At 57.9% G+C, this 16,287-nt stretch carries 12 protein-coding genes; 7 read left to right on the forward strand and 5 right to left on the reverse strand.

Annotated features, from left to right (window positions below; all coding sequences use genetic code 11):
* From HY26_RS01445 to HY26_RS01470, 6 genes are all read left to right on the forward strand, one after another.
* A complete protein-coding gene (locus HY26_RS01445) occupies positions 1 to 1,866 on the forward strand; it encodes a CocE/NonD family hydrolase (RefSeq protein WP_158531387.1) in 1,866 nt (621 codons plus the stop codon).
* 133 nt (positions 1,867 to 1,999) lie between these two features.
* Positions 2,000 to 3,067, forward strand: a complete 1,068-nt coding sequence (locus HY26_RS01450) for a helix-turn-helix transcriptional regulator (RefSeq protein WP_112072777.1) — start codon at positions 2,000 to 2,002, stop codon at positions 3,065 to 3,067.
* A 96-nt stretch (positions 3,068 to 3,163) separates the two neighbouring features.
* Positions 3,164 to 5,458, forward strand: a complete 2,295-nt coding sequence (locus HY26_RS01455; RefSeq protein ID WP_065382854.1) for a TonB-dependent receptor — start codon at positions 3,164 to 3,166, stop codon at positions 5,456 to 5,458.
* A 91-nt stretch (positions 5,459 to 5,549) separates the two neighbouring features.
* On the forward strand, positions 5,550 to 6,848 hold the full coding sequence (locus HY26_RS01460; RefSeq protein WP_034765758.1) for an MFS transporter: 1,299 nt from the start codon (positions 5,550 to 5,552) through the stop codon (positions 6,846 to 6,848).
* Positions 6,845 to 7,771, forward strand: coding sequence for an alpha/beta fold hydrolase (locus HY26_RS01465; protein WP_112072778.1), 927 nt, complete (start codon positions 6,845 to 6,847; stop codon positions 7,769 to 7,771). The genes HY26_RS01460 and HY26_RS01465 overlap by 4 nt, the downstream gene beginning before the upstream one ends.
* A 235-nt stretch (positions 7,772 to 8,006) precedes the next feature.
* A complete protein-coding gene (locus HY26_RS01470) occupies positions 8,007 to 10,175 on the forward strand; it encodes an acylase (protein WP_233351496.1) in 2,169 nt (722 codons plus the stop codon).
* 22 nt (positions 10,176 to 10,197) lie between these two features.
* Here HY26_RS01470 and ygiD read toward each other — a convergent pair whose 3' ends face one another.
* From ygiD to HY26_RS01485, 3 genes are all read right to left on the reverse strand, one after another.
* A complete protein-coding gene (ygiD, locus tag HY26_RS01475; RefSeq protein WP_199288526.1) occupies positions 10,198 to 10,995 on the reverse strand; it encodes a 4,5-DOPA dioxygenase extradiol in 798 nt (265 codons plus the stop codon).
* A complete protein-coding gene (locus HY26_RS01480; RefSeq protein ID WP_112072779.1) occupies positions 10,995 to 11,636 on the reverse strand; it encodes a YceI family protein in 642 nt (213 codons plus the stop codon). The genes ygiD and HY26_RS01480 overlap by 1 nt, the downstream gene beginning before the upstream one ends.
* A gap of 155 nt (positions 11,637 to 11,791) precedes the next feature.
* Positions 11,792 to 12,664 carry a LysR family transcriptional regulator gene (locus HY26_RS01485; protein ID WP_065382858.1) on the reverse strand — a complete coding sequence of 291 codons (873 nt, stop codon included), beginning with the start codon at positions 12,662 to 12,664 and terminating at the stop codon, positions 11,792 to 11,794.
* 115 nt (positions 12,665 to 12,779) lie between these two features.
* On the opposite strand from HY26_RS01485, the gene HY26_RS01490 reads away from it, so the two are divergent.
* Positions 12,780 to 13,349, forward strand: coding sequence for an NADPH-dependent FMN reductase (locus tag HY26_RS01490; protein ID WP_112072780.1), 570 nt, complete (start codon positions 12,780 to 12,782; stop codon positions 13,347 to 13,349).
* A 116-nt stretch (positions 13,350 to 13,465) separates the two neighbouring features.
* Here HY26_RS01490 and HY26_RS01495 read toward each other — a convergent pair whose 3' ends face one another.
* Together HY26_RS01495 and betA are read right to left on the reverse strand one after the other, a co-directional pair.
* Positions 13,466 to 14,656, reverse strand: coding sequence for an MFS transporter (locus HY26_RS01495; protein ID WP_112072781.1), 1,191 nt, complete (start codon positions 14,654 to 14,656; stop codon positions 13,466 to 13,468).
* Complete coding sequence (gene betA, locus HY26_RS01500) at positions 14,656 to 16,287, reverse strand: choline dehydrogenase (protein ID WP_112072782.1); 1,632 nt, start codon at positions 16,285 to 16,287, stop codon at positions 14,656 to 14,658. Before betA ends, HY26_RS01495 begins: the two co-directional genes overlap by 1 nt.

Genomic DNA, 16,287 nt, shown 5'->3' on the forward strand with positions numbered 1-16,287 from the left:
ATGCTGTTCTTTTCCGGTCTTTTGAAACACTCTCTCACAGGTGCCAGCCTGCTCGCATTGTCGGCCCTTGTGGCCTGCAATCTTCCAGCAGACGTAACGGCACCCACGCACAGTGCTTCTGAAACACAACCGGAGCAGACACCGGCCCGGGCCGACAAGGCCTATTACCTTCCCATGCGCGACGGTACCAAGATTGCCGTCAATCTCTACTATCCGACGCGCGAAATTCCGACTGAACCCGCTCCGACCATTCTCGTGCAGACCCGCTACGGCCGGGCCCTCATGATCCAGGCCTATGAGCGATTTCGTGATGACGGTTACGTCATTGCAAGCGTCGACACGCGCGGATCGACTTCCTCCTTCGGTCCGCGCCGTGTCGATGTCGGGCCGGAAGAGGTCGAAGACATGGATGAGATCATCGCCCATCTGGCGGCTCAGCCATGGTCGAACGGCACCATATTCGCGCAAGGGACTTCCTACATGGCGGACACCGCCGATGTTGCGACCAGCCGGCCGGCGCCGGCATTGAAGGGCGCGATCGTTCGCGAAGTGGACTTCGATGTCTTCCTGAACCTGTTCTTCCCCGGCGGTGTGGCAAACGACTGGTTTCTTCAGGGATGGGGCGGCGCGACCAAGAACATGGATGAAGGCGTCAACGCGGATGGCAGCCTGAACTGCCTCGCCCGGGTGGAGGATTGCGCAGCCCTTTGGCCGGTTCTTGATCCTGTCGATGATGACACCGACCTTACCCTGTTACGCGAAGCTCTCGCCGGCCGAGACCGATGGGCACCAGACGATTATGCGGACCTTGTCTATTTCGACGACAAGGGGCGCAATGGCTACACCTTCTTCGATTCATCCCCTTCCTCGCATCTGGAGGGGATCAAAGAGCAGCTAAAGCCTGCGCAGATATGGGGCAGCTGGATGGATGCCGGGACCGCCCGTGCGGCCCTGTCGCGGTACCTTTCTGCACCAGACGTTCCCATGAATATCTGGATCACGGGCAACGACCATTCCAACGTGACATTTGCTGACCCGCGGTTTCCGGGCGACCAGGAACCGAGGCCATCGATCGACGACCAGCATGAAATCATGTCCGGGTTCTACGACCAGATTTCGAATGACGAACCAATAGCGCGGGAGATCAATTACTACGTACTCGGAGCTGATACTTTCAAGCAGTCCAGTACGTGGCCACCCATTGGCATAGAGACGACATCGATGTATCTGAGTGCAGACCGCTCGCTGTCAGACGCCCCCCCAGAGGGAGGTAGCCTTGTCTATGACGTCGACTTTTCCGCAAATACCGGCGAGACGACACGCTGGTCCACTCAGTTCGGTGTGGCACCAGCCTATGCGGACCGCCGTGACGCTGACGAGAAACTGGTCGTATTCGATAGCGCCCCTCTGGAATCAGCAATGGAACTCGTAGGCGACCCGGTTCTCACCCTGTTTGTATCCAGCGCCACGAACGATCCGGTTTTTCACGCTTATCTGGAAGTCGTCCTCCCGGATGGTACGGTCAGTTATGTCACTGAAGGCATCATTCGCGCGATCCATCGTGCTTCTGCTGACCCTGCCACTTTGCCTTATGAAATGGGCCCAGCGCCACATTCATTCCGCAAGGAAGACATGTTGCCGGTGACACCGGGCGAGCTGATGAAAGTCGAATTTGCGCTAAATCCGGTCGCAGCCCGTCTTAACCCGGGAGAGCGGGTACGTCTGGCGATTGCTGGAACAGATACGGCCTATTTCCGGCGGTATTCAGAAGGCAAACCGGAAGCGTTCACGATATCTTTTGGGCCACAGACCCCAAGCGCATTGACCCTGCCCCTTCGCCCCTGGTCAGACATTGACACGGAATAGGGAAAGAAGGTGACAAACCGCCAATGACAACCGCGTGTTGCGCGTTGCGGTATGGTCAATTCTACAATGGTCTCAGGCCGGGCGCAGCCGATGCTGTATTTCCCGCAACAGGAAATCTCGATATACGTGTGGGATGAGTGGATCCTGCAGCAGCGACAGAATTGTTTTCGAGATCGGCCAGATCGCACCCATTCTGACATGGGCAGAAGAGGCTGGCGTTGATCTGGACCGGGTGGCGGGCAAGATCGGTGTTGCCCCTGACGCACTCCGGAACGCGCCACACACGAGGCGGCCGCTGACCGACTATTTCCGCATTCAGTCCGAAATCGCGAAGTCACTGGACGACCTCACGGCTCAGCTGTCGGAACGGAAGCTCCTCTACCAGAGCGGCACCTTCGTGATTTCCCAATTGAAGTCTGCGAGAACCCTGCAGGACCTGATCCGCAGTCTGGCATCCTATTTCAACATGCTGCATGGCGGGAACTATAATCTGGTTCGTCAAAGCGGTGAGACACTGACCCTCATCCTGGATGACTCGAAATTCCCCTATCGCTTCAGGGATAATGAACCGCTGCTGCACTTCGTCCGGGATGCCTTGCTGATCAAGGTCTACTGCCTGATAGACAGCCTGACTGGCGGCGTTGCCAGCAAGGCGCTGACCCGCGTGACACTTGTCCGGGGCCGCAAGGACATCGAAGACACACTGACATCATTCTGGGAAGTTCCGGTTCAGTACAACAAAACCGTATACGAACTAGTGTTTGACTATCAGGCTGCGTGCCAGCAGATCGCGCCGGCAACGAATGCAGACCTGAGTACCGATGGAATCTTCTCTCGTGTCATCCACCACCTGGACACGCTTGAGCCGGAGACAGATACGCGCCCCTTCGCCATCCGGACTGAAGAGCTGATCTCCGAAGGGTTGGAAACCCAGCAGGCGGTCGCCAGCGCGTTCAGCATCAGCGTGGCCACCCTCAGACGGCGCCTCAGTGAAGAAGATACCTCCTTCCGGGATCTGGTGCTGAATCACCGTATGGAGCGGGCCAATGCCCTGCTGGCGCGCGGCACGTCTGTCTCTGAAGTCTCCGAACTGATCGGCTATTCCGATGTGCGCGCATTCAACCGGGCATTTAAGAAGATGCGAGGCGTATCGCCCGCGGTTTTTGCCCGGAATGATGCTGCGGTGAACGAAGGCGCGTGAGCGAAACTGTTCACTAGCCCTGAGCCGTCCCGTCATCGAAATCCGGATCGTCTTCTGAATAATCCTCCCAAAATAACATACCTGCGGGAGGACATCGTGAAGCAGCAGAAATTCGACACGTTTAAGTTCGGCCTGGTTTCAGCGATTGCGCTGACCGGTGGCCAATATCACGCCATGGCACAAGACGCCGATCAGGCGGATGAAAACACCCGGACGCTGGGACGCGTGACGGTCACGGCACAACGCCGCGAGGAAGACCTTCTCGACGTGCCGCTGTCGGTCACCGCGATCGGATCGGAGCGACTGGAAGTTACCGGCGCCGTGGACATTACCTCCATCCAGCGCTCGACCCCGAACGCCACGATCGAAGTGGCGCGCGGATCGAACTCGACATTGATCGCCTTCATCCGCGGCGTCGGCCAGCAGGACCCGCTCTGGGGCTTCGAGCCTGGCGTCGGCCTTTACGTCGACGATGTCTACATCGCCCGCCCTCAGGGCGCGATCCTCGACATTTTCGATGTCGACCGCGTGGAAGTGCTGCGCGGCCCACAAGGGACACTCTACGGCCGCAATACAATCGGCGGCGCGATCAAGTATGTGACCAAGCCGCTCGGCAATGAGCCGGACCTGAAGGTCAAAGCCAATCTCGGTAGCTACAGCCAGGCTGATGTGATCGTCTCCGGCTCGACACCGCTGAGTGATACGTTCGCCGTCGGCGGTGCCATCGCGAAATACACGCGCGACGGCTTCGGCAAGAACCTGAACACCGGCGCTGAGCATTATGACAAGGACCTGCTGGCCTATCGCTTAAGCGCCGAGTGGACTCCAAGGGACGATTTCTCGCTCCGCTTCGCCTATGACAAGTCCGAAGACGACTCTAATGCGAAGCACGGGCACCGCCTCCTTCCGAGTGCAGACGGAACGCTCCCGGTTACCGGCGATGTCTACGACACGCGCGCCGGCATCGGCGATGATAACTCCGTCGAAACCGAAGGCTACTCGCTGACCGCGCAGTGGGATGTAAACGACATCGTCACGCTGAAATCGATCACGGCCTATCGTGAAGGCTCCACCATCACGCCGATCGATTTCGATGCCCTGCCGCAGCCGGACTTCGATGTGCCGGCCTACTACAATGACGACCAGTTCTCGCAGGAGTTCCAGCTTCTCTATGATAATGGACCGCTCAGCGGCGTCGCCGGGATCTACTATCTCGATGGCACAGCGGACGGCGCGTTCGACGTCATTCTCAGCGCCCTCGGCCTGTCGATCTACCAGGCCGGCTCACAGGAGAAAGAAAACTTCTCCGTCTATGGCGACTTCACCTACGCACTGAACGACCAGTGGAGCGTTTCGCTCGGCGGGCGCTATACCGAAGACAAGACGACGGCGGATGTGCTTCGCGAAGCCTGGCTTGGTCTCGGCACCGGGTCTTTCGATCCGTCGAACACGACCTCTGTTTTCCTGGTGACCCAGACAGACTATCAGGGCGTTGAACGCAAGGATGACCAGTTCACGCCGCGCGTGTCCGTTTCCTATAAGCCGACGGATGACCTGAACATCTATGCGACCTATGCACAGGGCTTCAAGGCAGGCGGTTTCGACCCGCGCGCGCGGGAAGATCTGGACCCGACCGGCCTCTCCCGCCAGGGCTTCGGCCCCGAGCAAGTCGACTCCTATGAACTGGGTGTCAAAGGCTCCTTCTTCGGCGACAGCCTGCTGCTCAATACGGCGGTGTTCTTCGCCGACTATACCGACCAGCAGATCACTGTTCAGAGCGGTGCAGACACCGATAATGACGGCATCAACGACACGTTTGTTTCGTCGGTGTTCAACGCTGGTGCGTCTGAATACAAAGGCCTCGAAATCGAAGGCACCTGGTTTGCGACCGATAATCTGACCCTGTTTGCAACGCTGGGCTATATTGACGCCGAGATCACCGAAATCCTGTCCGGCGGCACGAACGTCGCCAGCTCCTTCGTGACGCAGAACACGCCGGAGCTGCAGGGCCAGATCTCCGCGAACTATATTCAGGACCTTGGCCCGAACCGTGGTGAGCTATCGCTGACCGGCACGGTATCCGGCCGCGACGAATACTATCTGTTCAACATCCCGAATGAGGGCTTCCCGGCCGGGCAGAGCGCAATCTTCCCGGGCGGCGGGCCGAAGCTGGATCCGTCAGGCTACTACCTGTTCGATCTCAGTGCGGTCTGGACGTCGCCGACCGGCAAGTACCGCGTTGGCCTGCATGGCCGGAACCTGACCGATCAGGAATACCGCGTGGCGGCCTATAACTTCGTGACGCCGAGCCAGCTTGGGCTCGACTCCGCCTACTCGGCTTTCTACGGGCCGCCGCGCACGTTCACCGTCTCTCTTTCAGCTGACTTCTAAGTCAGGCGTGGGGACGGCCGGCATGCGGACCACCTCCCGGTCCGCATGCCGGATGCGATTGAAGACCAATCTGTAGCGAAGGATCGGATAAATGACCGCGGACGTGTCTTCATCCAGATCAGGCCCATTCAGCACAACGAGCCGGTCCTATGTGCTCCTGCTTCTGACGCTTGTTTACACGTTCAATCATATCGACCGGCAGATCCTCGTTATCCTGCTGGAACCCATCAAAGCCGATCTGGACCTGAACGACACCCAACTCGGACTATTATCCGGGCTCGCCTTCGCGGCTTTCTATGCGACCCTGGGTATCCCGATCGCCATGTGGGCTGACCGTAGCAACCGCCGCAATATCATCACCCTCGCGCTTGCCGTCTGGTCGGGGATGACCGCGCTCTCGGGCCTCGCACAGAATTACTGGCATCTTCTCATCGCGCGAATGGGTGTTGGTGTGGGCGAAGCAGGCGGAACGCCGCCTGCCACTTCGATCATCTCCGACCTTTACGGACCGCAGGAACGCGCAACAGCGCTTGGAATTTATACGACAGGTATTGGTATAGGCATTTTGGCCGGCTTCATCATCGGCGGCTACGTCTATGAAATCTGGGGTTGGCGGGCCGCCTTCTTCATCGCCGGAGTGCCGGGCTTGTTGCTGGCTCTGCTGGTCAGATTCACCTTGAAAGAGCCCGTACGCGGCGCCGTTGAAGCGCGTACGGATGATGGCACGGCCCCTACATTGAAGGAAACGTTGACCTTCATCGGCGGACAAACATCCTTTCTGTTTCTGCTCGCCGGGTGTTGCCTGATCTGTATCTCGGCGAATGCCTTCCTGGTGTTCACCTCGAGCCATCTGCAACGGACCTACGAAGTGGGGCCTGGTGATGTGGCGATTCCGCTTGGCGTGCTGATCGGCGGGGTCGGCGGCATCGGCGCCGTGGTCGTTGGACGCCTCTGCGACCGGCTTTCGACCCGTGATCTCAGGTGGCGGCCGTGGACGATCGCCGTTTGTGCCGCGCTCGCCCTGCCTTTCGCCTGGATGTTCCTTCAGGCACCCAGTATTGAATTGGCCTATGCCTGGAACATTGTGCCGAGCTTCATCGGTCTTGTTTATGCAAGCATCGCATACACCGCATCGCAGGAACTTGTCGGGCTTCGCATGCGCTCTTTTGCTTCGGCGTTCATGCTGTTTTGCCTGACACTTATCGGGATCGGCGGTGGCCCCACACTGGCAGGGTGGCTCAGCACGCACTTTGCGGAAGCCGGTTCCGAAACACCTCTCAAATCTGCCCTCGAGATCATTCTGGCTTTAAATGCTCTGAGTGTCGTGTTTCTATTCCTGTCGGGACGAAATTACGACAGAGACACAAAACGGGCAGCGGCAACCTCATGACGGGTGAACCGGAACTTTCGCCGAAAGATGAGACGGGCGTGTCTGGTTCTGACCCGGCAGGCAAGCGGGATATCCATTACCAGTCTCCGGATGGTCTGCGCCTCTACGCTGCCGACTATGGCCCTGTCGATGCACCGCTGACTGTATTGTGCATGCATGGCCTGACCCGAAACCATAAGGATTTCGAGCCGCTTATCGACCAACTGGACGTGCCAGCCCGGTTTATCGCAGTCGATGTCCGCGGACGCGGTCAGTCCGATCGTGACCCCAACCGCGCCTACTCCCCGGACGTCTATGTCGGAGACATGATCGCACTACTGAATGAACTCGGTATTGATCGTGTTGCGCTCATAGGTACATCCATGGGCGGATTAATGGCCATGATCATGTCCCAAGTGCTGAAGGAGCGCATCTCCGGAATCGTCCTCAATGATGTCGGACCGGCGGTGAATCTCGCAGGCTTGAAACGAATTGCGGATTATACAAGTGGCATCCGATCCTTCCCGGACTGGACGGCAGCCGCCAACGCGATCCGTGCAAGCCAGCAAGCGGCATTTCCTGATTTTGGCGACTCAGACTGGATGGCGTTTGCGCATCAAACCTGCCGGGAAACCGATCAGGGCCAGGTTGTGTTCGATTATGATCCCGCCATTACCGAAAACATGGATGTGTCAGGCGCTGGCTGGAAGGTCAACTTCATGATGTGGCGTCTGTTCGGTAAGATGAAATCTATCCCTTTGCTGACGGTACGCGGGGAACACTCGGACATTCTCACCGCAGAGACGGCCAATCGCATGAGCCGACGCCATAAAAACAGCCGGCTTGTGACTGTGCCGAACCGGGGGCATGCCCCCATGCTATCCGAGCCGGAGTCCGTATCGGCAATTTCCAGCTTTCTCAAAATGCAGATGGCATCGGTCTGACACTTTAGGTGAAGCACGCCTATCGAGACCGCCGCAAGTGGCCTCGGGTAGTATCTGCACCGACAGCAGGTAGCTGTATTGCGGTTCTGAATTGCCCGAATATTCACCAGACAACTGGATAATTCGGGCTTGGCTTTCGTCATCATTTTGGTGGTCGCGCTTACCCAGCGTATCTACGGCGCAGAACTGCCAACGCGTCCGGCGTACGTTTGGGCAACAGATGAAGGGCCGCGGAATGAAGAACAAACACATGATGGCCGGAATGCTTGCGGCAACCTGCGGTATCATCCTGGCAGGATGTGCAGGCGCGGCGCTGAGCCCTGAAGCGGTCGCCCCCGTCAAAGTGGCTGCCGAGGTCTCGCCCGAGGCTCCCGCGCCGAAAGGTGAGATCCTGTGGGACACATATGGTGTGCCTCACATCTATGGCGCCGATGCGGAAACGGTTTTCTACGGCTACGGTTACGCACAGGCCAACAGCCACGCCAATACGATCTTCCGCCTTTATGGCGAGGCGCGGGGCAAAGGTGCCGAATACTGGGGCGCCGAATATGAAGAGACGACCAGATGGCTGGTCATGAACGGTGTGCCAGCGCGGGCGAAGGTCTGGTATGAGACTCAGACCCCGGAATTCCGTGCGAAACTCGATGCCTTCGCCTACGGCATGAATGCCTATGCCAAGGAACATCCTGAAGCGATCGCCGACGATGTGAAAATGGTTCTGCCCATCACCGGCGTCGATGTTGTGGCGCATGCTCACCGACTGATGAATTTCGTCTATGTCGCCTCACCGAACCGCACGATCGGTGAAGGCGATCCACCCGAGCTTGAGAAACAGGGATCGAACACATGGGCGGTGGCACCTTCGAAGACGGCCAGCGGACACAGCATGCTTTTACAGAATCCGCACCTGCCCTGGAGCATGCCATTCTTCATCTACTATGAAGCCCACCTCATCGGACCAGACTTCGAGGTTTACGGCGCGACACAAGTCGGTCTGCCGGTGATCCGCTTTGCCTTCAACCAGCAAATGGGTATTTCCAACACCGTCAATGGCATGGTCGGCGCAACCACCTATGAATTGACCCTGCAGGACAATGGCTATCTCTTCGATGGCGAAGTGCTTCCCTTCGACGTCGAGGAAACGAGCTACAAGCTCCTTCAGGAAGACGGCACATCTCTCGACGTCCCGGTCTCCATCCGATCAACGGTCCACGGCCCGGTATTCGAACGCCCGGATGGCAAGACGGTTGCGCTACGCGTGGCCGGGCTCGATCGCCCCGGCATGCTGAACCAGTATTTCGATATGGTCACTTCCGACAGCTATGATGAGTTCCACGAAGCCATTTCGAGACTTCAGGTGCCGACCTTCAATATCTCCTACGCTGACCGAGACGGGCATATCGAATACATCTTCAACGGCATGGCGCCGAAGCGCTCATCCGGAGACATTGATTTCTGGCGCGGCCTGGTGCCGGGTGATACGTCCGAATATCTCTGGACCGAAATCCATGACTTCGATGACCTGCCACGTGTGACGGACCCTGACTCCGGCTTTATTCAGAACTCGAATGATCCGCCATGGGAAGCCACGTTGCCTGTGCCATACAAGCCGGACGACTATCCGGCCTACTTTGCTCCACGCACACCGCTTTCCATGCGGGCACAGAACTCGCTGAAGATGATGACGGGTTCTGACGACATCACCTTTGAGGAATTTGTCGGACTGAAACTGTCGGCGAAGGCGTTGATGGCCGAGCGCGTCCTGCCGGACCTGCTTGCAGCGGCGGCGGAAGATGACGACCCGGATACGCAAAAAGCGGTCGAGATCCTGTCCGCCTGGGACCGGACATTCTCTTCAGACAATCGCGCCGGTGTCCTGTTCGAAGAGTGGGCCAAACTGTTCGCAGGGCCCCGCATGTCGGGCCAGGAGGGCTTCGCCATTCCGTGGAGTGCCGAAGACCCGATCAATACGCCTGCCGGTCTCAAGGACCCGCAAGCGGGCGTCGAGCTGCTGCGCAAGGCAATCGCCTCCACCAAGGAAAAGTTTGGTGTGATGGACCCGGTCTATGGCGATGTCTCGCGCTTCATTCTGGAAGACGTGAACGTGCCGGGGCACAGCGGGTACGGAAACCTCGGTTCCTTCGATGTTATTACCTGGTCTGAGCCCAATGAAGATGGTGTTCGCACACCGGCGCATGGTGAGACCTGGGTGGCTCTGATCGAATTCTCGACGCCGATCAAGGCGTATGGCCGCATGAGCTATGGGAACTCCCGCCAGCCGGGGACAACGCACTACAGCGACCAGCTGAAACTGTTGTCTGACAGGGAATTCCGCGAGCTATGGCTTCGCCGAGAGCAGGTGGAGGAACACCTCGAACGTCGTACGCCGCTTTCTCCCGACTGACGCCTTGGACGCCGCCGGCAAATCAAGTCTGATTCACGCGAGGTCCATCTCCAACCTGGAAACAGGTCATTGAAAGCGATCCCATCGTATAACTCTGCAGGAACGCTTTGGCCGTACCTTCTCCTTCGGTGGCTACGCCTGCGATATAGGCGAGCGGAAGAAAATGATCTGGCGTCGGCACAGCACGTGAAAAGCCGGGATGACTTGCCACCTGCCCCAGCTTGCCAGGGTCTGCCGCAATCTGATCGATGACCGCCTGATCAAAGTCCACCGCCCAGTCCTCACCGTACTCCGGCCTTCTCCATTGGATAAGACGAAGATTGTGGACGACATTGCCACTGCCGAGGATCAGAACGCCTTCATCCCGTAGTGGTGCCAGTGCCCGGCCGATCCTCACATGATAGTCGAAAGGTTTCATGGCATTGATCGACAGCTGAACAACAGGGATATCCGCTTCCGGGAACATGTGGGCGAGGATGCTCCATGTCCCGTGATCGAGCCCCCATTGATCCTGATCCAGCCCGATCCAATCCGGCTTGATCAGTTCGGCAATGCGCTTGGCCAGATCAGGCGCGCCGGATGCTGGATATTCGTAGTCGAACAAAGCCTGCGGAAAGCCATAGAAGTCATGAATCGTCCGCGGATCCGGCATCGCCGTCACAACGGTGCTGCCAATGAACCAGTGCGCTGAAATACACAATATGGCCTTGGGCCTAGGAAGGTTCTTGCCGAGCGCTTCCCAGGTTCGGGTATATTGATTGGATTCAAGCGTGTTCATCGGGCTTCCATGACCGATGAACAATGCCGGCATCCTGTTCATTATTTTGCCCCGACTTCCGGTTCGACCAGCTTGAACTCGACCTCAAGGTGAAGCTGCACCTCGTCGCTGATCATCGGCACACCGTAGCTGACACCGAATTCCGACCGCTGGATCGTCGCATATCCATCGAAGCCCAACGAGAATTTATTGTCGAGAGGATTGACGCCGGCCTTGTTGAAGTCAGCGGTGAAGCTGACCGGCTTGGTAACACCGCGAAGTGTGAGCTCGCCAGCAACGATGGCTGAGTCTGCGTCTGTCAGCTCAACGGAGGTTGCCGTGAAGCTCGCTGCCGGGAAATTACCGACGTCGAAAAAATCCGGTGTCTTGAGGTGGTTGTCGAGCGCAGCATTCAGTGTTCCGACAGAGTTGACATCAATCTCGGCTTCGAGCGCGCTGGTCTCTGGGCTTGATGGGTCCAGTTCCATGGTCGCTGTCACGCCGGCAAACTGGCCGGTATAGGTGGAGAAGCCGAGGTGGCTGACCGACCAGGTAATCTTGCCGTGCGCCGGATCGAGCACATAAGTGCCGGCCGGAATGGCTACGGTTTCTGCTGGTGCGGCTTCCTGGGCGACCGCTGTCAGGGCGCCGAATGCGAGAACGGCAGCGATGGCGGCGCTGGCGAAGACGGATTTACGGGACATTTCCAACTCCTATTTCCTGTGACTGGCGCGCTCCGGGACACTTTCCGGCCGGAGCGAAGCTTCATCTGATGCAAGGAAGATGGAGGCATGCCCTCTTCATGGCCATTGGCGAAACCGGTTTAATGGGTATGCAAAAGCGTATATTAGCGAATTGACTAGCCGTCCGGATTGAGCCGGTGGGCATTCTCTTCAAATGTCGCGATGAGTGAATCCATTGTCGCGCGGATCCGCGGCGTCTGGCGCATGTCCGAATGCACACCGAGCCATATATCCCGCTTGAGATCAGGAGACTCCGGCTGGATGCGAACCAGACGGGCGTCATCGTCCGCGCGGAACCTCGGCAACAGGGCGATACCGCCTCCGCTTATCGCCGCCAAGAAAATCACCTCGCGACTGTTGGACCGCATCTTGATGGTGCCGGTCGGAAACTGCTCCTCGATCCAGACCGCTTCCGGCAGATGAGATTGATCGTCCATGACCGAGATGAGCCGGTGGGCATTGATGTCAGCGTCGCTCAGATAATCCGGGCTGGCGAAGAAATTAAGGGCGATTGCGCCGATCTTGCGCTGGACGATCTGGCTTCCGCTGAATGGCACCATTCTGATGGCAATATCGGCCTCTCGGCGCGCGAGGCTCAGCGCTTGAGTGGCCGGAGCCAATTCGACGGTGATGTCTGGGTGTTCTTTCTGGAGAGCAATCAAAGCAGGCGTCACAAAGGATGAGGCCAGCGTGTCCACGGTTGTCACACGCACATCCCCTTCCATCTTGATGTCGCCCCCGAAGATCAGTCGTTCGGCAGTGTGGGCTTCCTGCTCCATGCGCTCCGCATTCTGCAGGACGCTTTCGCCGATAGGGGTCAACACGAAGCCGTCTGGCGTGCGCTGCAGCAGTTTTGCTCCAAGGGTCTCTTCCATAGCGGCCAACCGCCGCCCGACCGTGGGCTGTGTCAGCTTGAGGGCACGCGCCGCACCGGACAGGCTGCCTTGACGCGCTATTTCCAGAAAGGTGTGAAGGTCATCCCATTGCATTGAAATGGTATACATAAACGCATAGCCGCTAGGCAAACATTCCCGATCCCGGAACTGCATTGCCGACCCTATTTCCCGGCTGACACACAACAGTTCAAACGTTCAGGAGGTCATTATGTCTTCGGTAAAAAAAGTGGCAGTCATTGTTGGCAGCCTTCGCGCAGAATCCAAAACCCGCCTGCTGGCAAAGGCAATCATTGCAGAGGCCCCGGAAAACCTGAGCTTCGATTTCGTCGAGATCGGCGAGCTCGCCCTCTACAATGAAGACCTCGAAACCGATACGCCACCGGCAGCTTGGACTGGTTTCCGGAAACAGATCAGCGAAGCGGATGCCGTGCTTTTCGTGACACCGGAATACAACCGCTCGGTTCCCGGCGCCCTGAAAAATGCCATCGATGTCGGCTCCCGGCCGTATGGTAAGGCAGCTTATTCCGGCAAGCCTGCGGCCATTGTCACGGCTTCCCCCGGCGGCATCGGCGGTTTCGGCGCGAACCATCACCTGCGGCAATCCCTAGTGTTCCTGAACATGCCGGTTCTACAGCAGCCGGAAGCCTACATTGGCGGCCTTTGGGAAATGTTCGACGAGGCAGGCAATGTGAAATCGGAGGACACACGAAAGTTCCTGAAAACCATCGCAAATGGCTTTTCTGACCTGATCAAGCGCACCTACCACGATCTCGGTTGAGCACTGCGGAAGCCCCCAGATATTCACTCCCCCAATAGTTCCGTGTCAGGCCACCTTCCCGCGCAGTGTCAGACAGATGCAATCCAGTCTGACACTGCGCGAGAAGGAGGCTGCCTTCATTCAGGAAATCGGGACTCAGATCCTCGCCAAAGAGTGTGTGCGGCGAAGAATAAAATGAATGAGAAGACGGCGAGCGCGATCGTGGTGACTGACACCTGCCGGAAAAGTCCGTGAACTTCCGGAATGATACTGACAAGGGCGGGCCCTATACCCATCCCCGCAAATGCCAGAACAGGCAAAAGAGACGTCACTCTTTCTGTCGGATCCACCTCCGCGACCATGCCCATCATCAGCGGCAATCCCCCGCCCCAAGCAAAGAGAAACAGACTACTCGCAGCGTAGAACGTCCCTGCACCCATATGTTCCGAAAACAACGTGATGCTCACAACGACCGTCACGCAGACCAATAGCACAGGCCCCACTCGGCCAAAGCGTGACGTAATCAGCGCCGCGAGTAACGAGCCGGCTATCGCCGCTACATTGCCGACCGCCAGCGCTTGTCCAATCACCCCGTCTGGAAGCTCCGCCAACGACCCGAGGACTCCGGAGAAGACCCAGAGCACCCCCACTGCGGCTGAGAAAATGAAGTAGGAAGACGCCTTCAGGATTATGGCAGGGTGGAATGCCGAATTATTGGCCGCGCCCTCCGCCTGTGAATCAGCCGTGACCGGATCTTGTTTCAACATCCATGTGACAGGAATCATCAACGCCTGTACCGCCGCAAGAAAAGCGACCACGGGCACCAAAGTCGATACATTCGCAAAGGCGGGTATACCCAGCAATACAATCACGGCGACTACCGCCTGCAAGGTTAGGATAAAAGCGAAACCACGGTCAGCATTGCTGGAAGCACCAACGATGGCGGCAGACAATGCCAGAAGAATCCCCGCTCCAAACCCGGCGAGCGCCTCCATTGCTACGGCACCATGAAAGCCTGGCATCAACGCAACGGAAAACTGAGCCACACACGCCAGAATAGCTGCAAGAAAGGACACCATCCGAATGGGCAGTCGGCCAAGCCACACCGTTACAAACAAAGACCCTATGGCTGTGCCCAAGAGATTGGCCAACCCTACGAGGCCTGACTCAACACCAGAAACGTGATGCGTTTCAGCCACGAGGTTCGCCAACAAAGGCATGGCAACAACCTGCGTAACCCCAATCCCGCCGACGAGGATTGCCGCGATGACGTCACCTCGATTCGGGGCAATGGACGGTTGTGTTACTAATTCAACAGATTCAGCCATCAGGCAGCATCCGGCGGGAGGGGAGTCTTGCCCAGAATAAGATCAGCCGCCTTTTCCGCAAGCATCAGCGTTGGTGCGTTGATGTTGCCATTGGTGATATTTGGAAACACGGACGAATCGACAACTCGCAACCCGTCCACACCGATCACCCTGCATTCCGGATCCACGACCGCTTGTGGATCATCTTCCCTGCCCATCCGGCAGGTACCGCATGGATGGTAAGCGCTTTCGACCTCCCGCGCGACGAACGCATCGATATCGTCATCGCTCATACATTCCAGGCCAGGCGTGATTTCCCCATCACTGAAAGCCCTCAAGGCGGGTTGCGAGAAGATCTCTCGGGTGAGGCGCACACAAGACCGGAAAGCCTTCCAGTCACTCTCATGAGACATATAGTTGAACTGTATCGACGGCGGCGCCGTCGGATCAGCGGAGGCAAGACGCACTTGCCCCCTCGCGGCCGTCCGTCCAGGCCCGATATGGGCCTGAAAGCCGTGAGCACTTACAGGTTGGCTGCCATCGTATCGAATAGCCGCTGGCAGGAAATGATACTGCGCATCGGGATAATCTGCATTGTCATCCAGGCGAACAAATCCCGCTGTTTCAAAGTGGTTACTCGCCCCAATCCCGGTACGCGTCAGCAGCCATTGCAGCCCTGCCAACCCCTTGCTCACCGGGTTCATGTACCGGCGCAGCGTGATTGGCTGGTTGCAGCGAGTCTGCAGATAGATCTCAAGATGGTCCTGCAGATTTTTGCCAACGCCCGGGCGTTCGCTCACAAGGCCGATCCCGAAATGGCTGAGTTCTTCCGCCGAACCAACACCGGACAACATGAGCAATTTCGCGGAATTGAATACAGACGCACTGAGAATGACTTCCCGCCGCGCCATCAGCACACGGCGCTTTCCACTGCGAAGCAGTTCCACCCCTATTGCCCGGTCGCCCTTCCAGAGAATTTTGCAAGCCAGCCCTCGATAGAGCGTGAGGTTCTCCCGTTCCCGCGCCGGCTTCAGATACGCGTTTGCTGCGGACCAGCGCTGACCTTTCCAGATGGTCTGGTCCATTGGGCCGAAGCCTTCCTGTTGAAGACCATTGCAATCGTCTGTCTTTCGAAAGCCAGCTTCCTGGGCCGCTGACATAAAGGCCTGATCGAGGGCGTGTTCCTGCGAGGGGACTGTTACATGCAAGGGACCATCCGTCCCGCGAATGGTTGGATCGGCGCCCTCCACATTCTCAAGGCGACGGAAGTATGGCGCCACATGCCGACCGCTCCAGTTCTTTGCGCCTTTCGCTTCCCAAGCATCAAAATCCCTGGAATTTCCTCGAATGTAGACCAGACCGTTTATGGAGGAAGACCCTCCCAAGACCTTGCCACGCGGGGTCGCCAACCTTCGGCCACCAAGAAACGGCTCCGGCTCACTGCGATAGCCCCAGTCATAACGCTTCATATTCATGGGATAGGACAGCGCGGCCGGCATTTGAATGAAAGGTCCAAAGTCTGAACCGCCATATTCCAGCAGCGCGACCTCATGACTCCCGCATGCGGAAAGGCGGTTCGCCAGAACGCACCCCGCCGACCCTGCCCCGACCACAATGTAGTCAGCGGTGCCGATTTCAAGTGCTTGTGTCAT

The organism is Hyphomonas sp. GM-8P, assembly GCF_003263315.1.
Classification (GTDB): Bacteria; Pseudomonadota; Alphaproteobacteria; order Caulobacterales; family Hyphomonadaceae; genus Hyphomonas.

Excerpts from the sequence above, each read along its gene's own strand:
- betA (WP_112072782.1), bottom strand. The coding sequence starts at position 16,287 with ATGACACAAGCACTTGAAATCGGCACCGCTGACTACATTGTGGTCGGG.
- HY26_RS01450 (WP_112072777.1), top strand. The coding sequence starts at position 2,000 with ATGAGTGGATCCTGCAGCAGCGACAGAATTGTTTTCGAGATCGGCCAG.
- HY26_RS01465 (WP_112072778.1), top strand. The coding sequence starts at position 6,845 with ATGACGGGTGAACCGGAACTTTCGCCGAAAGATGAGACGGGCGTGTCT.
- HY26_RS01490 (WP_112072780.1), top strand. The coding sequence starts at position 12,780 with ATGTCTTCGGTAAAAAAAGTGGCAGTCATTGTTGGCAGCCTTCGCGCA.
- HY26_RS01470 (WP_233351496.1), top strand. The coding sequence starts at position 8,007 with ATGAAGAACAAACACATGATGGCCGGAATGCTTGCGGCAACCTGCGGT.
- HY26_RS01485 (WP_065382858.1), bottom strand. The coding sequence starts at position 12,664 with ATGCAATGGGATGACCTTCACACCTTTCTGGAAATAGCGCGTCAAGGC.
- HY26_RS01445 (WP_158531387.1), top strand. The coding sequence starts at position 1 with ATGCTGTTCTTTTCCGGTCTTTTGAAACACTCTCTCACAGGTGCCAGC.
- HY26_RS01495 (WP_112072781.1), bottom strand. The coding sequence starts at position 14,656 with ATGGCTGAATCTGTTGAATTAGTAACACAACCGTCCATTGCCCCGAAT.
- HY26_RS01480 (WP_112072779.1), bottom strand. The coding sequence starts at position 11,636 with ATGTCCCGTAAATCCGTCTTCGCCAGCGCCGCCATCGCTGCCGTTCTC.
- HY26_RS01460 (WP_034765758.1), top strand. The coding sequence starts at position 5,550 with ATGACCGCGGACGTGTCTTCATCCAGATCAGGCCCATTCAGCACAACG.
- ygiD (WP_199288526.1), bottom strand. The coding sequence starts at position 10,995 with ATGAACAGGATGCCGGCATTGTTCATCGGTCATGGAAGCCCGATGAAC.